Consider the following 18,096-nt stretch of genomic DNA (forward strand, 5'->3'; position numbering starts at 1 on the left):
TTCGCCGGCAAGGCCGGTTCCCACAGGAACCAGCTAGCTAGGTTCTGTACGAACAGAGATGTCGCAAACACCGCATGGAACAAGCCAGCGAGACCATAGCGACGTAGTGCTTCGGCGTCGTAGCCCTTGTCGGCAAGCAACCATTTACAGCGCTTACGCGGGCGGCCACGTTGGTTCGATGGAATGCTGACCTCGTCCAATAGGGAAACCGTTGATACACCGTTGACCAAGGGCCAAAGCGCTCCGGCATATCTCGCCACGCAGCACCTGAGCAGAGCACCCAGAGCACGCCATCGAGCATCAGGCGGTCGCTCAGGCGGGGCCGCCCCCGGCCATGGGTTTCGGTGAAGAGATCAGCAACCACGGTCCAAGCCTCATCCGAGAGTTCGTAACGCTTTGCCATCACAGAATTTCTTTCCGTAGATGGCTGGAAACTCTACAAAATTTCAGCCTACGAGGGACGCCGATTGGGTTTCTCGGGATTTCGTACAGAGCCTAATGATGGGCGTTTTGACTTCAACTTGTGCCCGATGGCATGCCTGCAAAACAACTAAAAACGGTTTTTAAAAAAAACACACACGCAAGAAAACGTTATAAAAAACTAGTAGTTTTATCAGTAGCGCCACCCCCGAAAAAGCTTAATTATTTCTACGCCCAAGGAAGAAAAACTTGAGCAAGAGACGTCCCGTCCAAAGGAGCACACCATGGCCAAGTCATTTATTGCCCGCTTATACGGCAAGGTTGATAGCAACCACCATAGCCGCATCCCCGTTACACTTTCAAAGTTTGTACGAGAGGTGGATTTTTACAACAACGTGAAATACAAGGTGGTCAATGATGACTGGCTAAATCTAAACTATCGGGACACCACCCCTGTCGAACTTAGATTTGAACATCAATACACTAACAACAAGTACAGAATCATCATTGACTCAGGTGCCTTCGAAGGCTACACAATGGGCGTGGGTGAAAGCGGCCCCACTCTAGACATGGTCGGGGCCTGGAACAAAGTTTCATCCACTGACCCAACCACATTCTTTGAGATATCATACGATGGAAATATCGTAACCGGCGATCAACTCCCGGATACCGCTGGCTCCATTAAAATCCTGAACAACAACCGGAATGCATTGAAGTGGCGGCGACGCCCAGATGAAAATCCGAATGACTTTGAATATCCTAACTTCAATTATCAAATCGTGGATGGGGGTGACAATAACTTAGTACTTGAATTCTACCTTGAAATAACCAAGCGATTCGGCTAGGCACTGTACGAAAAGTAATGTCGTAGACATCGCTGCCAGCAGGCCAATGTGACCATCGCCGCATAGCTTTTCGCGAGCTTGCAGTAGCGTGTCGCCAGGCGGCGATGTTCCTTCAACCAGCCGAACAGCCGTTCGGTAAACTGGGTTTCGGATCGCTGGCTTGTCCGCCAGAAAGGATGAAGTGCAGTGGTACACCTCGAGCGTCGCAGACCATGTGAATTTTCGTTGTCAGCCCACCCCGGCTTCTCCCGAGTGCGTGGTCCGCTGGTTCTTCCGCTCCCCTTTTTGGCCTGCTCCAGATGAGGCCCGGGTCGCTTTGACTGCCGTCGAGTCAATGCACCAGGTGTCCAGATTGATCAGGCCTTGAGCGTTGAGTTTGACGTGCAGGCGCTTGAGCATCTTGTTGAAGGTGCCCTGGGTACGCCAGTCTCGAAAGCGGTGATAAACCGAGGACCAGGGGCCGAATCGCTCAGGCATGTCTCGCCATGCTGCGCCGGAGCAAAGTACCCACAACACACCATTGAGCATCAAGCGATCATTAGCTCTTGGGCGCCCAGTGCGCCGATGTGCAGTAAAAAGATCAGCGACTATTTCCCAATCAGCATCGGAAAGTTCGTATCGCTTGGGCATGGCAGAATCCTTCGCCTAAAAGGCGAGAACTCTACGGAAAATCAGGCCCCCAGAGGCCTCTACGACATTTCAAAGGTTTTCATACAGAGCCTAGTAAAGGCGCGCTTTGACCAGCGGCCTGATCAGATAATTGAGCACTGTGCGCTTGCCGCTGAGGATATCCACCTCGGCAACCATGCCGGGGATGATCGGCAGCACCTCATCGCCCTTCTTCAGCTGGCTGCCGTCGGTTTTGATCAGCACCTGGTAGTACGACTCTTTGCCGCGCGGGGTGTCTTCCTCGATGGTGTCGGCGCTGATCTGCTCCAGGGTGCCCTTGAGGTCGCCATAGATGGAGAAGTCGTAGGCGGTGATCTTGACCTTGGCCGGCATGCCCGGCACCAGGAAGGCCACGTCCCGCGGCTTGATTCGCGCCTCGACCAGCAGGCGCTCTTCTACCGGGATCACCTCCATGATCGCCTCGCCCGGCTGGATCACCCCGCCGCGGGTGTTGATCAGCACGGTGTTGACCCGCCCGCGCACCGGCGACAGGATCTCGGTGCGGCGCAACTGGTCCTGGCGTTGCTGGATGATCGGCTCCAGGGCGCTGAGGTCGGCCTTGCGCTGCGAGCGCTCGGTGTAGGCGTCCTGGAAGTAGGTGTTCTTCAGCTCGGTGAGCTTGCCGTTGAGGGTGGCGATGTCCTGGCTGAGTTTCAATGCCTCCATCTGGCTGACCGCGCGCTTGGCCACCAGCGGGCGCACCAGGTCGAGCTGGCTCTGGGCCAGGCGGATCTGCGCCTGGATCGAGCGGGTGTTTTCCAGCAACTTGCCGCGCCGCGACTTGAACAGCTCGCGCTCGGAGCGCGCCAACGGGCTGTCGGGGTCGACCCCGGGGCCGAACTCGATGCGTTCCTTGCCCAGCACCTCGGCATCCAGACGGGCGATCGCCGCGCGCAGGCCGTCGGCCTGGTTGGTCGACTCCTGGACGTTGGTCAGAAAGCGCGTTTCATCCAGGCGCACCAGCGGCTGGCCAACCTCCACCAGGTCGCCCTCCTTGACCAGCAGGCGGTCGAGGATGCCGCCTTCCAGGCTCTGGATCTTCTGGATGCGGCTGTACGGCACCACCCGACCATCGCCACGGGTGACCTCGTCGAGCTCGGCCCAGGCCGCCCAGGCGATAGCGATGAGGATGCAGGCCAGCAACAGCCACAACAGCGGCCGGTACACCGGGTGGGTCACCGCCAGCAGCGGGTCGGCCAGCTCGCGGCGCAGTTTCGCCGCCTTGCGCTCAGAGTCCATGTGCACCTCCTGCGGCCTGTGGGGCCTGTACCTGACTGCCCTGCACCACCTGGTCCAGCGGCCCATCCATGATCACCCGGCCCTGGCGCAGCACCACCGCACGCTCGACCAGGGCAAGCATGCTTTTTTTGTGCGTGGTGATGATCAGGGTGCGTTTGCCCAGCCATTGCTGCAGGTAGTCGATCACCTGTTTTTCGCTGCTCTGGTCGAAGGCTGCGGTGGGTTCGTCGAGCAGCAGTATTGGCGGGTCCTGCAGCAGTACCCGGGCCAGGCCCACGGCCTGGCGCTGGCCGCCAGACAAACTGGCGTTGCCCTGCAGCGGCATGTCCAGGCCCAGCGAATGGCTGCGCACGAAAGCGCCGAGGCCGACGCCGTCGAGGGTTTCCAGCAGTTCGTCATCGCTCAGGGCGGCGCTTTCGAGGTTGAGGTTGTCGCGCAGGCTGCCCTGGAACAACGCCACCTCCTGGGGCAGGTAGCCAATACCGCGCTGGCGGTCGGCCGGGTCGATCTGGCTGAGGGCGACGTCATCGAGCAGCAGGCGCCCGGCCTGGGCATCGAGCAAGCCGCTGAGCAGGCGCAGCAGGGTCGACTTGCCGGCGCCGTTGCCGCCCAGCAGCGCTACCCGCTCGCCGGCCTGGATGGTCAGTGCCTGAATGTCCACCACCGGTGGGCTGTCACCGTGGCTCAGGCGCACGCCTTCAAGGCGAAAGTGCCCGTGCAGGTGCGGCTTGTGCACGAAGCGCTTGCCCTGGGGCCGCTCCTGCTCGGCGGCCATCAACTGGTCGAGGCCTTCCATGGCCACCTTGGTGTGCTGCCAGCGCCCGAGAATGCCAGCCGCCTGGGACAGCGGCGCGATGGCTCGCGAGGCGAGGATCGAACAGGCCACCAGGGCACCGACGGTCATCGCCCCTTCGCTGATGCGGTAGACACCGAACACCACCACGCCGACATAGCACAATTGCTGGACGATGCTCGAGGCGTAGCTCAGGCTCGAGGCCAGGGCGTGGGTTTTCATTGCCGTGCTTGAAAGCTCGCCGGTCAGGGTTTCCCACTGCTGCAGGCAACGGCCTTCGGCGCGGGTGGCCTTGACCGTTTCCAGGTGCTCGAAGGCTTCCAGCAGCACGCCGTTTTTCATCGCCCCTTCGCGCAGGTTCTGCCGCGACAGATTACCCAGCAGGCGCTGGGTCAGCAGCCCCGGCAGTACCATCAGCACACAGGCGACGATCGGAACCCAGACCACCTGGCCGCCGATCAGGGCAATGATCAACAAAAAGATCAGCACGAACGGCAAGTCGCTGATCAGCGCGGCGCTGGATGAGGTAAAGAACTCGCGCACCGACTCGAACTCGCGCACCTGGGTGCTGAAGGCGCCCATGGACGCAGGCTTGGCGGCGATCCGCGTGCTCAGCACCCGCGAGAACAACAGGCTGGAGAGCTGCAGGTCGAGGCGCTTGCCCAGCACGTTGAGCAAATGCCCGCGCATGATCCGCAGCACGCCGTCGAGGACAATCGCCAGGGCCACGCCGCTGGCCAGAATCCACAGGGTGTCGAAGGCGGCGTTGGGCACCACGCGGTCATATACCTGCATGGCGAACAGCGCCGAGGCAATCGCCAGGACGTTGGCCACCAGGGCGGCGGCGGCCACTTCGGCGTAAGAACGCCAGAGCTTTTTCAGCGGGCCGAAAAACCAGTGCTCGGGCACCGCCCTGGCGTAATCCCCTACCCGCTCGTCGGCGCGAAACCGGCACTTGGCGAACACCGCCGTGCCGCTGTACAGCGCCCCCAGTTCAGCCAGGGGCAAACGCTCGCCGCCGCCATCGCTCTGCGGTACCAGCACCTGAGCGTGCTCAGCGTCGAGCTTGACCAGCACCAGGCTGCGCCCGTCGTTGAGCAGCAACAGCGCGGGCAGCAGGTAGTTGTCCATCTGCGCCAGCGGCAGTTGATCGACCCGCGCGGTGATATCGGCGCGGCGCAAAGCCCGGGCGACCATGCGCAGCGGCAGGCGGCCGTACTCCAACGGCAAGCCGTCGACCAGCTCGGCATCGCCCAGCGGCCGCCCCAATTGCCGGCACAGCAACAGCAAGCCCTCGCGCAGCGGATCGTTGAGAGGGTCGTGGTTGAGCACCACGACGTTGTCGGCAATCCTGTTGTCAGCTTCCATTCAAGCGATTCTCCACCAGTGGGCCCAACAAGCCGACCTGTGCGGCCGCCCGGTACTCGATGCGTTTGCGTTCGATGTGCAGGTTGATCAGTTGCCGCTCGGCCTCGAAGCGTTCACGCTGGACGTTGAGCAGGTCGATCACATCGCGCCGGCCCACCTCGAACTGCTCGCGGTACAGCTCGCTGACCTGCGCCGACTCGGTGACCTGCTGCTGCAGCGACTTCTCCCGCCAACCCAGGGTTTCGCTGTTGTCGAACAAGGTCTGCAATTGGCGGCGGATGTCGCGCTGCATGGCATCGGCGGTAAAGCGCGCCGACTCCAGGCGTTGCTGCGCGGCGGTCGGGCGGCGGAAGTTGGACAGGCCCTGGAAGGTGTCCATGCGCAAGCGCAGGGCCACCACCGAGTCGCTTTCCGGATGCCCGCCGACTTCCCGGCGCAAGGCTGTGGCTTCGATATTCAGTTGCGGCAGCAACGACGCCTTGGCCTCGCGAACCTGGGCTTCGGCAACGTTGGCGTCTTCCAGCGCCTTGCGTTGCAAGGGCGCGTCGTGGATCACCCGGGTCAGGTCGCTTGAGGCCAGGTAGCGCTTGAGCGACAGCGGCTCGGGGTCGCTGAGGGCATCGGGTTCCTGGCCAACCAGGAGGGCGTACTGGTTGCGGGCATCCTGCAGGTTGCCCTTCTCCAGCGCCAGTTGCTCCTGGGCCCGTGCCAGTTCAAGGTTGGCGCGGTCCAGCTCGCTGCGGTCGGCATAGCCGTCGCCGCCACGGTCTTCGGTCATCTGGCGGATGCCACCGAGGCGCTGCAGGTGCTCGCGCACCGCCTCGACCCGGCGCTCGGCCGCCAGTACATCCAGGTAGGTCTCGACGATATCCAGCGCGGCATCGTCGCGGGCCACCAGTAACGCCTCCGACAGTTTGCGCTGGGTGGCGCTGGCGCTGTCGACCTTGCTGTTGACCCGGCCCCAGTCATAGAGCATCTGCGAGGCGGTCAGGTCGTAGACCACGTCGCCAAAATCGAACTCCTGCGGCCCGCCAGACACCGACACCGACGGGTAGTAGCCGCCTTTGGCAATCTCCACTTCTGTTCCGGCGCGATCGGCTTCGGCCATCGCCGAGCGCACCTCAGGGTGAATCGCCAGCCCTGCCCGGACCGCCTGGTCCAGTGGCATGGCTGGCGCAACCATCGGCAGGCCCAGCGCCAGCAGCCACAGAGCCACTTGCGCTTGCCGCCGTCCCTTGCGCGCGTACTGCATGCGCGCTGCCATCACACGACAACCTGAACCGTATTGTCCTCGACCAGCAAGATGTTGGCGCCAAAGGTGTAGACGTCGTAGTTGACGCCGTTGATCGCCTGGCTGGTCCCGGTGTTCACCGCCCCGACCACGTTCAGGGTGTCGTTGCTTTCACCGGTGATCTGCAGGGTGTTGTTGGCATCGGTAATGGCGTTGACCTCCGCTGCGGTCAGGGTCAGCACGCTGCCCGAATCGCCCTTGCCCAGGTCGATACGCTCGATATTGCTCAGCGTGCCGACCCCCACCGAGTTGTAGTCCAGGTCGATGCCGTTGGCGAACAACAGGGTATCGAAGCCCGCCCCGCCGTCGATGCTGACAAAGTTGGTGGCGGTGATCTGGATGGTGTCGTTGCCGTCACCCGCCACCACATGATCGCCGGTGCCGACGTTGAAGATCAGGTCGCTGCCGGCCCCGCCATTGATATGCTCGGAGCTGCCGTTGGCCCCCGCCATCACGTCGTCGCCGGCGGTGCCGTTGACGTCGATCTGGCCAATGTTCAGCGACAGGCCGTTGGGCACCAGGGTGATGCCATAGGCGGCGCTGTCGTTGCCCTGACCATCGGTTGAGACAACGTTGAAGGAGATCTGCGAGCCAAGGTTGAGGATGTCGGTAATGTTCAGCCCCAACTGGGTGAGGACGCTCGGGCTCAGCAGATTCAGAGCAAAGTGCCCAGTGCCATCGGCGTTGATTGGCAGCAGTTCGACGTTCAGCACCGGGGTGATGACGCGAATCACCAGGCTGGAACCGGCCTCGGTGGTACCGCTGAAGCCAAACCTGGGGTTCAGCGGGTTGAGGCTGACATCAACCCCGAAGCCGCCGATGGTCACCGGCTGTTCGATGCTGGCGCCAATGCCGATGCTGGCGACGTTGCTCGGGTTGCCGGCCGGGTCGCGGCCGACCACCGAGACCTGGGCACTGAGCAGTTGGTCCCAGCTGAAGTCGATGTCAAGGTCAGTGAGCAGGTTCAGCGACGCCAGCCCGCTGTTGTCGGCGGTTACCGTTACCGTGGCGACTACCCCGCCGACGGTCAGGTTGACGGTCAGCTCAGTGCCAGGTTCGGCAGAGATGGTCAGCAGGTTGCCGACCAGCGACAGCACCGGGGTGGCCGGCGGCACGGTGTCGATGGTGAACGGTGCCGGCGTCGAGGCGGCGCCGCCGTTGATGTCGGCAGTGACGGTCGAGGCGCCCTGCGGGAACGGCCCCTGTCCGCCTGGCGGGGTCAGGGTCAGGGTCACGCTGCCAGCGCTGATATCACCGGCCGTCAGGGTATGGCTGACCTCGGCTTCATAGCCGTTCTGGCCGGCGAACTTGACGGTGACCACCTGGCCGGCCTGCATGGTCGGCCGCACGCTCACGTTGACCTGGATGCCATCGCTGATTTCGGCGGCGTTGATCCAGGTATCGGCGGCTTCCGGCACGCTGATGGTTGGCGGCGCCAGGTCCGGGGCAATGACGCTGCCCGGGCCGCTGACGTTGCCGGCCGCATCCACCGCCACCGCCGACAGCAGCTCGCCGGTAATCAGTGGTGGTGCGAACGGCAGGCTGAAGTTGCCGCTGCCATCGACGTTGACCGTGATCGGGTTGGCGCTGTCGCCGTTGACCACGATGCGCACCTGGCTGTTGGCCTCGGCGGTACCGGTGAGCAACGCGCCGTCGGCACTGATGCTCAGCACCGGCGCGCCCGGTGCCACGCTGTCGACCGTAGTGGTTGCCGGCCCGCTGTCATTGCCGGCGGCGTCCTCGGCCACGGCATTGACCACGGTGCCGTTGGCCAGCGGGCTGGCCGGGGTGAAGCTCCAGTTGCCGCTGCCATCGGCGGTGGTCTCACCAATCGGGTTGCCGCTGCCATCGGTAAGGATGACCTTGGCGCCGATTTCGGCAGTACCGCTGATGACCGCGCCGTTGCTCGGGTTGATCACCGGTGCGGCAGGCGCCACGGAATCCACTGTGGTGCTAGCCGGGCCGCTGTTGTTGCCGGCGGCGTCCTGGGCCACGGCATTGACCACCGCGCCGTTGGCAAGTGGCGCGCCGGGGGTGAAGCTCCAGTTGCCGCTGCCATCAGCAGTGGTTTGACCGATCGGGTTGCCGCTGCCGTCAGTAAGGATGACCTTGGTACCGATCTCGGCGGTACCGCTGATGATCGCGCCATTGCTCGGGTTGATCACCGGTGCGCCAGGCGCCACCGCGTCAATGGTAGTGCTGACCGGCCCGCTGCTGTTGCCAGCGGCATCCTGGGCCAGCGCATTGATCACGGTGCCGTTGGCAAGTGGCACGCCTGGGGTGAAGCTCCAGTTGCCGCTGCCATCAGCAGTGGTTTGACCGATCGGGTTGCCGCTGCCGTCGGTGAGAATGACCTTGGCGCCGGCTTCGGCGGTACCGACAATGATCGCGCCGTTGCTCGGCTCGATTACCGGTGCGGCCGGCGCCACGGCGTCAACCGTGGTACTGACCGGGCCGCTATTGTTGCCGGCAGCATCCTGGGCCACGGCATTGATTACCGTCCCATTGGCCAATGGCGAGCCCGGAACAAAGCTCCAGTTGCCGCTGCCATCAGCGGTGGTTTGACCAATCGGATTGCCGCTGCCATCGGTAAGAATGACCTTGGCGCCGATTTCCGCGGTGCCGGTGATCACCGCACCATTGCTCGGGTTGATCACCGGCGCGGCAGGCGCCACGGCATCCACCGTGGTGCTGGCCGGGCCGCTGCCGTTGCCGGCAGCGTCCTGGGCCACGGCATTGACCACGGTGCCATTGGGCAACGGGCTGGCCGGGGTGAAGCTCCAGTTACCACTGCCATCGGCAGTGGTTTGACCAATCGGGCTGCCGCTGCCGTCGGTAAGGATGACCTTGGCACCCGCTTCGGCGGTGCCGCTGATCGCTGTACCATTGCTCGGATTGACCACCGGCGCGCCGGGCGCCACGGCATCAACCACCGTACTGGCCGGGCCGCTGTTGTTGCCGGCGGCGTCCTGGGCGACGGCGTTGACCACCGTGCCATTGGCCAACGGCGGCAGTGGTGTGTAGCTCCAGTTGCCGCTGCCATCGGCGCTGGTCTGACCGATCGGGTTGCCGCTGCCATCGGTGAGGATCACCGTGGCATTGGCTTCGGCAGTACCGACAACAACTGCCCCGTTGCTGGCATTGATCACCGGTGTTGCCGGTGCCACGGCATCCACCGTGGTGCTGGCCGGGCCGCTGCTGTTGCCTGCGGCGTCCTCGGCCACGGCGTTGACCACGGTGCCATCGGGCAGCGGCGTGCCTGGCACGAAGCTCCAGTTACCGCTGCCATCGGCGGTGGTTTCACCAATCGGGTTGCCACTGCCATCGGTCAGAACGACCTTGGCGCCGATTTCGGCGCTGCCGCTGATGACCACGCCGTTACTGACGTTGACCACCGGCACCGCAGGCGCCACGGCATCCACCGTGGTACTGCCCGGGCCACTGCTGTTGCCGGCAGCATCCTGGGCCACGGCATTGACCACAGTGCCATTGGGCAGCGGGCTGGCCGGGGTGAAGCTCCAGCTACCACTGCCATCGGCTGTAACCTGGCCAATCGGGTTGCCGCCGCCGTCAGTAAGGATGACCGTGGCACCCGCCTCGGCGGTTCCGCTGATGACTGCACCATTGCTCGGGTTGACGACCGGTGCGCCGGGGGCCACGGCGTCGACCGTGGTGCTGCCTTGCAGACTGGTGTTGCCGGCAGCGTCCTGGGCTACGGCATTGACCACCGTGCCGTTGGCAAGTGGCGAGCCCGGGGTGTAGCTCCAGTTGCCGCTGCCATCGGCCGTCACCTGGCCAATCGGGTTGCCGCTGCCGTCGGTGAGGATAACCTTGGCACCGGCTTCAGCAGTGCCGACGATGACCGCGCCGTTACTCGGGTCGATCACCGGCGCAGCCGGGGCCACCGCGTCAATGGTAGTGCTGACCGGGCTGCTGGTGTTGCCGGCCGCGTCCTGGGCCACGGCATTGATTACCGTGCCATTGGGCAAGGGGCTGCCTGGGGTGAACGTCCAGTTGCCGCTGCCGTCGGCCGTTACCTGGCCAATCGGATTGCCGCTGCCATCGGTAAGGATGACCTTGGCGCCAATTTCGGCGGTACCGCTGATGACCGCGCCATTGCTCGGGTTGATCACCGGCGCGGCAGGCGCCCCGGCATCCACCGTGGTGCTGCCCGGGCCACTGCTGTTGCCGGCAGCATCCTGGGCCACGGCGTTGATCACCGTGCCGTTGGGCAACGGGCTGGCCGGGGTGAAGCTCCAGTTGCCACTGCCATCGGCGCTGGTCTGGCCAATCGGGTTGCCGCCGCCATCGGTGAGCAGGATGGTCGCGCCGGCTTCGGCAGTACCGCTGATCTCGGCGCCGTTGCTCGGCTCGACCAGCGGCGCCGCGGGCGCAACGCCATCAATCGTGGCAACCGCCGCCGCACTGTCGACCCCGCTGGGGTTGCGCGCCACGACATTGATCACGGTGCCGTCCGGCAGCGGCACACCGGGGGTGAAGCTCCAGTTGCCGCTGCCGTCGGCCGTCACCTGGCCGATCGGGTTGCCGTTGCCGTCGGTGATGATGAGGGTGTTGCCGGCATCGGCGCTGCCGCTGATGACCGAACCGTTGCTGGGGTCGATCTGCGGGATCGACGGCAACGAGGTATCCACGATAGTGCTAGCGGGCGCGCCGGTGTTGCCGGCCGCGTCGGTGGCGGTGACATTGACCACGGTGCCGTTGGGCAGTTGCGCACCGGGGGTGAACGTCCAGTTGCCGCTGCCATCGGCGGTGGTCTGGCCGATCGGGTTGCCGCTGCCGTCGGTCAGGGTAACGGTGCTGTTGGCCTCGGCGGTGCCGTTGAGGGTATTACCGTTGCTTGGGTTGACCGCCGGCGCTGGCGGCGGCACGGCATCCACCGTGGTGGTGCCCGGGCCGCTGGTATTGCCGGCCGGGTCCTGGGCCACGGCATTGATCACCACGCCGTTGACCAATGGCGCAGCAGGCGTGAACGTCCAGTTGCCGCTGCCGTCGGCGGTGGTCTGGCCGATCGGATTGCCACCACCATCGGTGATGATGATCCTGGCCCCCGCTTCGGCAGTGCCGCTGATGGTGCTGCCATTGCTCGGATTGATGACCGGTGCGTCCGGGGCAACGCTGTCCACGGTGGTGGCGGCCTGCAGGCCCGTGTTGCCAGTCGGATCGGTGGCGGTGGCAATCACCACGGTACCGTTGGCCAGCGGGCTGCCCGGGGTGAAGCTCCAGTTGCCGCTGCCATCGGCGGTCACCTGGCCAATCGGGTTGCCGCTGCCATCCTTGAGGACAACCGTGGCACCGGCTTCGGCGGTGCCGCTGATGGTGGCGCCATTGCTCGGGTTGATGACCGGGGCCGCAGGCGCCGAGCTGTCGACGGTGACGCTGGCCGGTGCGCTGAGGTTGCCGGCAGCATCCTGGGCGACAACGTTGACCACGGTGCCATCGGCCAGCGCCGAACCCGGGGTGTAGGTCCAGTTGCCGCTGCCGTCGGCAAAGACTTCGGCGATCGGGTTGCCGCTGCCGTCGGTGAGAATGACTTTGCTGTTGGCTTCGGCGGTGCCGCTCAGGCTGTTGCCGTTGCTCAGGTTGACCGTCGGGGCCGGCGGCGCGACGGCATCCACTACGGCAGAAGCCGGTGCGCCGGTGTTACCGGCCGGGTCGGTGGCCACCGCATTGACCACGGTGCCGTTGGGCAGCGGGCTGCCCGGGGTAAAGCTCCAGTTGCCGCTGCCGTCGGCGGTCACCTGGCCAATCGGGTTGCCGCTGCCATCGGTCAGGGTGACGGTGGCGCCGGCTTCGGCGGTACCACTGATGACGCTGCCATTGCTCGGGTTGAGTAGCGGCGCGCCCGGAGCGACGCTGTCTACCGTGGTCGCCGCTGGAGCACCGGTGTTGCCGGTCGGGTCGGTGGCCGTGGCCACCACTACCGTACCGTTGGGCAACGGGCTGCCCGGGGTGAAGCTCCAGTTGCCGCTGCCGTCGGCCGTGACCTGGCCGATCGGGTTGCCGCTGCCATCCTTGAGCAGCACCGTGGCGCCGGCTTCGGCGGTGCCGCTGATGACGCTACCATTGCTCGGGTTGAGTACCGGCGCCGCAGGTGCCGAGCTGTCGACGCTTACGCTCGCCGGCGGGCTACTGTTACCTGCCGCGTCCTGGGCGAGCACATTGATTACCGTGCCATCGGCGATTGGCGTGCCCGGGGTGTAACTCCAGTTACCGCTGCCATCGGCGGTCACCTCGGCAATCGGGTTGCCGTTGCCATCGCTGATGATCACCTTGCTGTTGGCTTCGGCGGTGCCACTGAGGCTGCTGCCATTGCTCGGATTGATGGTCGGCGCCAGTGGCGCGACTGCATCGACAGTGACGCTGGCCGGGCCGCTGCTGTTGCCGGCGGCGTCCTGGGCCACGGCATTGATCACGGTGCCATCGGGCAACGGCGTGGCCGGGGTAAAACTCCAGTTGCCGTTGGCATCGGCAGTGGCCTGGCCGATCGGGTTGCCGCTGCCGTCGGTCAGGGTGATGGTCGCCCCGGCTTCGGCGCTACCGCTGATCTCGCTACCGTTGCTCGGGTTGATCTGCGGCGCAGCCGGCGCCACGCCGTCGACGGTGATCGACGCCGGCGGGCTGCTGTGGCCGCTGGCATCCTGGGCCACCACAGTGACCACGGTGCCATCGGCCAGCGCCGTGCCTGGCGTAAAGCTCCAGTTGCCATTGCCGTCGGCGACCGTCTGGCCGATCGGGTTGCCATTACCGTCGGTGATCACCAGGGTTACGCCGGGCTCGGCAGTACCCGACAGCTCGCTGCCATTGCTGGCATTGACCTGGGGTGCATCCGGGTAATCGGGGGCCTGGACGTTGACGCCCGGGCTGCTGTTGCCGGCAGGGTCAGTGACCACCACGGTGACGGTCTGGCCATCGGTCAGCGGTGGATCAAGCGGCACCTGGAAGCTGCCATCGCTGCCGATCACCGCCGTGACATCCGGCTGGCCATCGCCATTGGTGTCGACACCAACGCTGGCACCGGGCTCGCCATTGCCGCTGACGCTGCTGCCGTCGGGCGCCACTTCGACATCCGTGGGCGCCGCCGGGGCGGTGGTGTCCGGTGCGCTGGCCTGGGCTGGCGGGCTGCTGTTGCCGGCCGGGTCGGTGATCACCACGGTCACCGTCTGGCCATTGCTCAGCGGTGGGTTAAGCGGCACCTGGAAGCTGCCGTCAGGGCCGATGATCACCGTGATGTCGGGATGGCCGTCGCCATCGGTGTCGATGCCCGCCGTGGCTCCCGGCTCACCCTTGCCACTGACCAGGGTACCATCGGGGGAGACTTGCAGATCGCTTGCCGGCGCCGGTGCGGTGGTGTCCGGTGCGGTGATCTGGGTCGGCGGGCTGCTGTTGCCGGACGGGTCGGTGACCACCACGGTCACCGTTTCACCGTTGGTCAGTGGCGGGTTCAACGGTACCTGGAAGCTGCCATCGGCGCCGACCACCACGGTTGCATCAGGCTTGCCGTCGCCGTTAGTGTCGATGCCGACGGTAGCGCCCGGCTCGGCCTTGCCGCTCACCGAACTGCCATCGGTGGCCACCTGCAACCCCGTCGCTGCACCCGGCGCGGTGGTATCCACCGGTGGGGTTTCACTGCCGCCGCCACCACCGCCGCCGCCACCGCCACTGTTCGACACCGCAACGCCCGCACCAATCACCGCCGCGCCCGCCAGCAGCATCCCCCCTACCCCCAGGCCGCCTGCGGTCGCACCGGCACCGGCGCCCCCGGCAGCGGTCAGCGAGTCAAAGCCTGCAGCGCTTTCCTGGGCGACATAGGTGGCCGCCAGGATGCCCTCTGCGGCAACCGGCGGCAGGCTAACCGCCACCAGCTTGCCTTCATGGACCAGGAACAGCTCACTGGGTGGCTGGCCTTCGGCATAGAAATTGGCAATACGGACGCTCTCGCCGTTCTTGAGCTGCACCACCAGGTCGGCATCGCTTTTCGAATAGCTGGCAACCGCCTCGGGATCGATGTCGAGGGCGATTTCGCTGCTTTCGGTAAGTTTGAGGATGCCGTTGGTAGGGATTTCAGTGACAGCGGCGGACGAGACATTTTGATTGAGGGGGAAACCTGCGCCTGGATCGACATGCTAGACAGTCCTTTTGCCCATAGATGACCGAAGGGGTCACACTGCTGCCTGAAGAAATAGCAGTTCTGGGAAAAAAAACGATTCTGGCTTTAGGCTTAATACCTAAGCGCACTTAAACGTTTTTGGCGTTAGTCCAAAAGGCTTGCAGCGCCCTTGCAGTTGCGAAAAAAACGGCGATTGACGACACTGCAAAGCCACCTTCAATAGCCTTCGCCATGTCAGTTACCCTGCGCCTTGCCCGCGTCGAAGACGCGCAACTGCTACCCGCCGTCGAACGTTCTGCCGCCCGGGTTTTTGCCGATCAGCCAGGTCTTGAGTGGATTGCCACGGGGCCGGTGATGAGCAGCGACGAGCACCGCCAGTTCATCGACCAGGGCCATGAGTGGGTGCTGGCCGACGCCGACGACGTGCCGCAGGGGTTCCTCTGCGCGCAACCCGCAGGCCGCGACCTGTTCATTCATGAACTCTCGGTTGCGCAATCTGCGCAAGGTCAGGGCCATGGCCGCCGGTTGATCGGCGCCGCCGGTGACTGGGCCCGCGAACACGGCTTCGAAGCCCTGAGCCTGACCACCTTTGCCTGCGTTCCCTGGAACGCGCCCTTCTATGCCCGCCTGGGCTTCGAGACACTCGCTGAACAGCAACTGAGCCAGGCTTTGCGCCAACAGTTGAACCGCGAACAACTGCAGGGACTGATCGGCCGCTGCGCCATGCGCATGAAACTTCAGCCGTTGTCCTGAGGCTGTTCGCGGGCACGCTCGGCCTGGCGCAACTGTGCTTCCTGCTTGCCGATCAGCTGCAGCTGGCGGCGCAATTCCGACACCCGTTCGGCCAGGCTCAAGGCCAGGTCCTGGTTCTGCTTCTCCAGCTCATCGCGTGAACCGCTGAGCTGCGCAAGCTTGACCTCCAGGCCGTGAATTTTCGCCTGCTGGCGATCGCCCTGGGTCTTGAGGCCGCGCTGGGCTTCCTTGAGGGTGCGAACCTGCACCAGCAGGCCTTCGTTGTCGCGGTTAAGGCGGGTCAGTTCGTCTTGCTTGACGATCAGGCTCTGCTGCAACTGGCGCACTTCCACCTGCAGCAACTGTACCTGCGCCTCGTGCCGGCGTTGATCCTGGTCGCGCTGTTCGCGGCTGGCGTTGCGGTAATGCTCAAGGGCATCGCGGGCGTGCTGGTGCTTGTCTTCCAGCGAGCGGACCTGCTCGTCCTTATCGGCCAGGCGCAGGTTCAGTTCGCCCACCGCCTGGTTGAGGGTGGCGTTGCGGGTCTGCTCGCTTTGCAAGCTGGTGCGGGCGGTGGCCAGGGCCTCTGACTCGCTGGCCAGCGCCGCCGCCTGGATTTCATATTGCTGTTGCAAGGCGGCCTGCGCCTGCTGGCTGATCTGCACCTGCGCCAGCAGGGTCTGGCGCTCTTGTTCAAAGGCACTACGGGCAAGGTCGATACGCGCCTCAGCCTCCTCCTGCAGCTGCGCGGCCAGTTGCTCGACCACTGCCGCCAGCGCATCGCTGAGGTTTGCCGTGCTGGCGGGTGCCGCCGGTTGCAGGCTTTCCAGCTCTTTGAGGTAACGATGAATGGTGGTTTTCGAGCCGGTATTACCCAGCTCGATACGTACGGCATCGATACTCGGATGCTCGCCCCGGGCCAGCAGCGCCTGCCGCGCCTTGTGCACTAACGCCTTGTTGATACCGCCACGGGCCATGTCAGCTCCTACTATTTCGTACTGTGATACGTACCATGTATTTACATACTATCCTATTGATCTTCTTCACGCTCAAACAATCAAGTCCTGAGATAAAATAATCACGGCTTATCGCATGTGAGGCGCTAGAATGGCAGGTAAATGTGCCCAGAGCGGTACGCCTGGCGGGAACGAGGCAATGAACACGATCGAGCGCTACCTGCAGGCCGCAGTGCGCGATAACACCCGGCGCAGTTACCAGGCTGCGGTCGAGCACTTCGAAGTGAGCTGGGGAGGCTTTCTGCCGGCCACCGCCGACAGCATCGCCCGCTACCTGGCCGAGCATGCGCACAGCCACTCGATCAGCACCCTCAAGCAGCGCCTGGCAGCGCTAGGGCAATGGCATGTCAGCCAGGGCTTTCCCGACCCGACCAAGGCACCGATGGTGCGCCAGTTGCTCAAGGGCATCCGCACCCTGCACCCGGCCGAACCAAAACAGGCGGCGCCGCTGTTGATCCAGCACCTGCAAACTGCCGTTGGCGTACTTGAGCAAGAAGCCGCTCAGGCCCGCGCCGGGCACGATTTGCCGGCACTGTTGCGCGCCAGCCGCGACAAGGCCTTGCTGTTGATCGGGTTCTGGCGCGGATTTCGCGGCGATGAACTGGCGCGCCTGCAGGTCGAGCATATCCAGGCCCAGGCGGGTATCGGCCTGTCGATCTACCTGCCGCGCAGCAAGGGCGACCGCCAGGCGCTGGGCGTGCGCCATCGGGCGCCGGCACTCAAAGTGTTGTGCCCGGTCCAGGCTTACCTGCAATGGCTTGAAGTGGCAGGCATTGCCCGCGGCCCGGTGTTTCGCAAACTCGACCGCTGGGGCAACCTCGGCGAACAGCCGCTCAACAGCAACAGCCTGATCGGCTTGTTGCGGCGCATCCTCGAACGCGCAGGCGTACCGGCAGCGTTATATACCGGGCACTCGCTGCGCCGCGGCTTTGCCACCTGGGCCACCAGCAATGGCTGGGAGCTCAAGGCGTTGATGAGCCATGTCGGCTGGAAAGACGCCAAGTCGGCGCTGCGCTATATCGATGCGTCGGTGTCGTTTGGCGAGCTGGCGCTGCTCGACGGCAGCGCCCCGGGGCAATTGACGGATCAGTCCTGAAGCGGGCGCTGCATCTTGACGATCTCGATCACCACGCGGCTGTTGCCGCGACTGAAGGTGCCGTTGCCGATCGGCACAAAGCCGTTGGCTTGATAAAAGCCCTGAGCGTTGCGCGTGGCTTCCAGGTAAACGCTGCTGGCCTTCGTCGCGCGGATGCGCTCGATCGCCAGGTTCAGCAGCCGCCCACCGATGCCCTGCCCGGCACCCGCACCGCAGACAAACAGCTTGCTGAGTTCAAAGCCGTCGATCTCGACGAAGCCGAGAATGCTCCCGGCTTGCGCGACCCACAGGTTGCCCTGCTCGATGGCCGGCAGATAAGTCGCCGGTGAGCGGCCATCGAGCCACATGTGAATCTGCTCGACGCTGTAATGCTCGCCACACTGAGAATCGACCGAGTCCTTGTGCACGTTGAAAATGGCCTGCGCATCGGCGGCCCTGGCCTGGCGAAGTACAATCGCGCTCATCTACCCGCTCCCTGCTTTTATGTGGACTGCCTGGC

The 18,096-nt window shown here is 64.4% G+C and carries 9 protein-coding genes and 2 pseudogenes; 3 read left to right on the forward strand and 8 right to left on the reverse strand.

Annotated features, from left to right (window positions below; translation table 11 throughout):
* Nucleotides 1-196: 196 nt before the first annotated feature.
* A pseudogene (locus tag LOY22_RS13220) lies at nt 197-403 on the reverse strand (transposase); the annotation flags it as partial.
* Nucleotides 404-704: 301 nt separating this feature from the next.
* Between LOY22_RS13220 and LOY22_RS13225 the strand changes: the two are divergent.
* Entirely contained in the window at nt 705-1,265 is a 561-nt protein-coding gene (locus LOY22_RS13225; protein WP_258597762.1) for a hypothetical protein, read from the forward strand.
* Here LOY22_RS13225 and LOY22_RS13230 read toward each other — a convergent pair.
* From LOY22_RS13230 to LOY22_RS13250, 5 genes and pseudogenes are all read right to left on the reverse strand, one after another.
* Nucleotides 1,262-1,895 (reverse strand): annotated as a pseudogene (locus LOY22_RS13230) (IS5 family transposase). The gene LOY22_RS13225 and the pseudogene LOY22_RS13230 sit on opposite strands and share 4 nt — an antisense overlap.
* 90 nt (nt 1,896-1,985) lie before the next feature.
* Nucleotides 1,986-3,173, reverse strand: coding sequence for an HlyD family efflux transporter periplasmic adaptor subunit (locus LOY22_RS13235; protein WP_093382819.1), 1,188 nt, complete (start codon nt 3,171-3,173; stop codon nt 1,986-1,988).
* On the reverse strand, nt 3,163-5,334 hold the full coding sequence (locus tag LOY22_RS13240; protein WP_258597765.1) for a type I secretion system permease/ATPase: 2,172 nt from the start codon (nt 5,332-5,334) through the stop codon (nt 3,163-3,165). The genes LOY22_RS13235 and LOY22_RS13240 overlap by 11 nt, the downstream gene beginning before the upstream one ends.
* On the reverse strand, nt 5,324-6,598 hold the full coding sequence (locus LOY22_RS13245; RefSeq protein WP_258597767.1) for a TolC family protein: 1,275 nt from the start codon (nt 6,596-6,598) through the stop codon (nt 5,324-5,326). The genes LOY22_RS13240 and LOY22_RS13245 overlap by 11 nt, the downstream gene beginning before the upstream one ends.
* Nucleotides 6,598-14,652 (reverse strand): Ig-like domain-containing protein, encoded by an 8,055-nt coding sequence (locus tag LOY22_RS13250; protein WP_408980950.1) that lies wholly within the window; start codon nt 14,650-14,652, stop codon nt 6,598-6,600. Before LOY22_RS13250 ends, LOY22_RS13245 begins: the two co-directional genes overlap by 1 nt.
* A 332-nt stretch (nt 14,653-14,984) precedes the next feature.
* On the opposite strand from LOY22_RS13250, the gene LOY22_RS13255 reads away from it, so the two are divergent.
* Complete coding sequence (locus tag LOY22_RS13255) at nt 14,985-15,506, forward strand: GNAT family N-acetyltransferase (RefSeq protein ID WP_258597771.1); 522 nt, start codon at nt 14,985-14,987, stop codon at nt 15,504-15,506.
* Here LOY22_RS13255 and LOY22_RS13260 read toward each other — a convergent pair.
* Nucleotides 15,491-16,462 (reverse strand): DNA-binding protein, encoded by a 972-nt coding sequence (locus LOY22_RS13260; protein ID WP_093382799.1) that lies wholly within the window; start codon nt 16,460-16,462, stop codon nt 15,491-15,493. The genes LOY22_RS13255 and LOY22_RS13260 overlap by 16 nt on opposite strands.
* A 178-nt stretch (nt 16,463-16,640) precedes the next feature.
* On the opposite strand from LOY22_RS13260, the gene LOY22_RS13265 reads away from it, so the two are divergent.
* Nucleotides 16,641-17,597, forward strand: a complete 957-nt coding sequence (locus LOY22_RS13265; protein WP_045202008.1) for a site-specific integrase — start codon at nt 16,641-16,643, stop codon at nt 17,595-17,597.
* Here LOY22_RS13265 and LOY22_RS13270 read toward each other — a convergent pair.
* Nucleotides 17,588-18,061: a GNAT family N-acetyltransferase gene (locus LOY22_RS13270; protein WP_258597773.1), complete on the reverse strand. Its 474-nt coding sequence runs from the start codon at nt 18,059-18,061 to the stop codon at nt 17,588-17,590. The two genes, LOY22_RS13265 and LOY22_RS13270, sit on opposite strands and share 10 nt — an antisense overlap.
* Between the last annotated feature and the right edge of the window lie 35 nt (nt 18,062-18,096).

The sequence above is a fragment of the Pseudomonas sp. B21-035 genome (genome assembly GCF_024748945.1).
GTDB lineage: Bacteria > Pseudomonadota > Gammaproteobacteria > Pseudomonadales > Pseudomonadaceae > Aquipseudomonas.

Coding starts and splice junctions, on each gene's coding strand:
- LOY22_RS13225 (WP_258597762.1), top strand. CDS start 705: ATGGCCAAGTCATTTATTGCCCGCTTATACGGCAAGGTTGATAGCAAC.
- LOY22_RS13235 (WP_093382819.1), bottom strand. CDS start 3,173: ATGGACTCTGAGCGCAAGGCGGCGAAACTGCGCCGCGAGCTGGCCGAC.
- LOY22_RS13240 (WP_258597765.1), bottom strand. CDS start 5,334: ATGGAAGCTGACAACAGGATTGCCGACAACGTCGTGGTGCTCAACCAC.
- LOY22_RS13245 (WP_258597767.1), bottom strand. CDS start 6,598: ATGGCAGCGCGCATGCAGTACGCGCGCAAGGGACGGCGGCAAGCGCAA.
- LOY22_RS13255 (WP_258597771.1), top strand. CDS start 14,985: ATGTCAGTTACCCTGCGCCTTGCCCGCGTCGAAGACGCGCAACTGCTA.
- LOY22_RS13260 (WP_093382799.1), bottom strand. CDS start 16,462: ATGGCCCGTGGCGGTATCAACAAGGCGTTAGTGCACAAGGCGCGGCAG.
- LOY22_RS13265 (WP_045202008.1), top strand. CDS start 16,641: ATGAACACGATCGAGCGCTACCTGCAGGCCGCAGTGCGCGATAACACC.
- LOY22_RS13270 (WP_258597773.1), bottom strand. CDS start 18,061: ATGAGCGCGATTGTACTTCGCCAGGCCAGGGCCGCCGATGCGCAGGCC.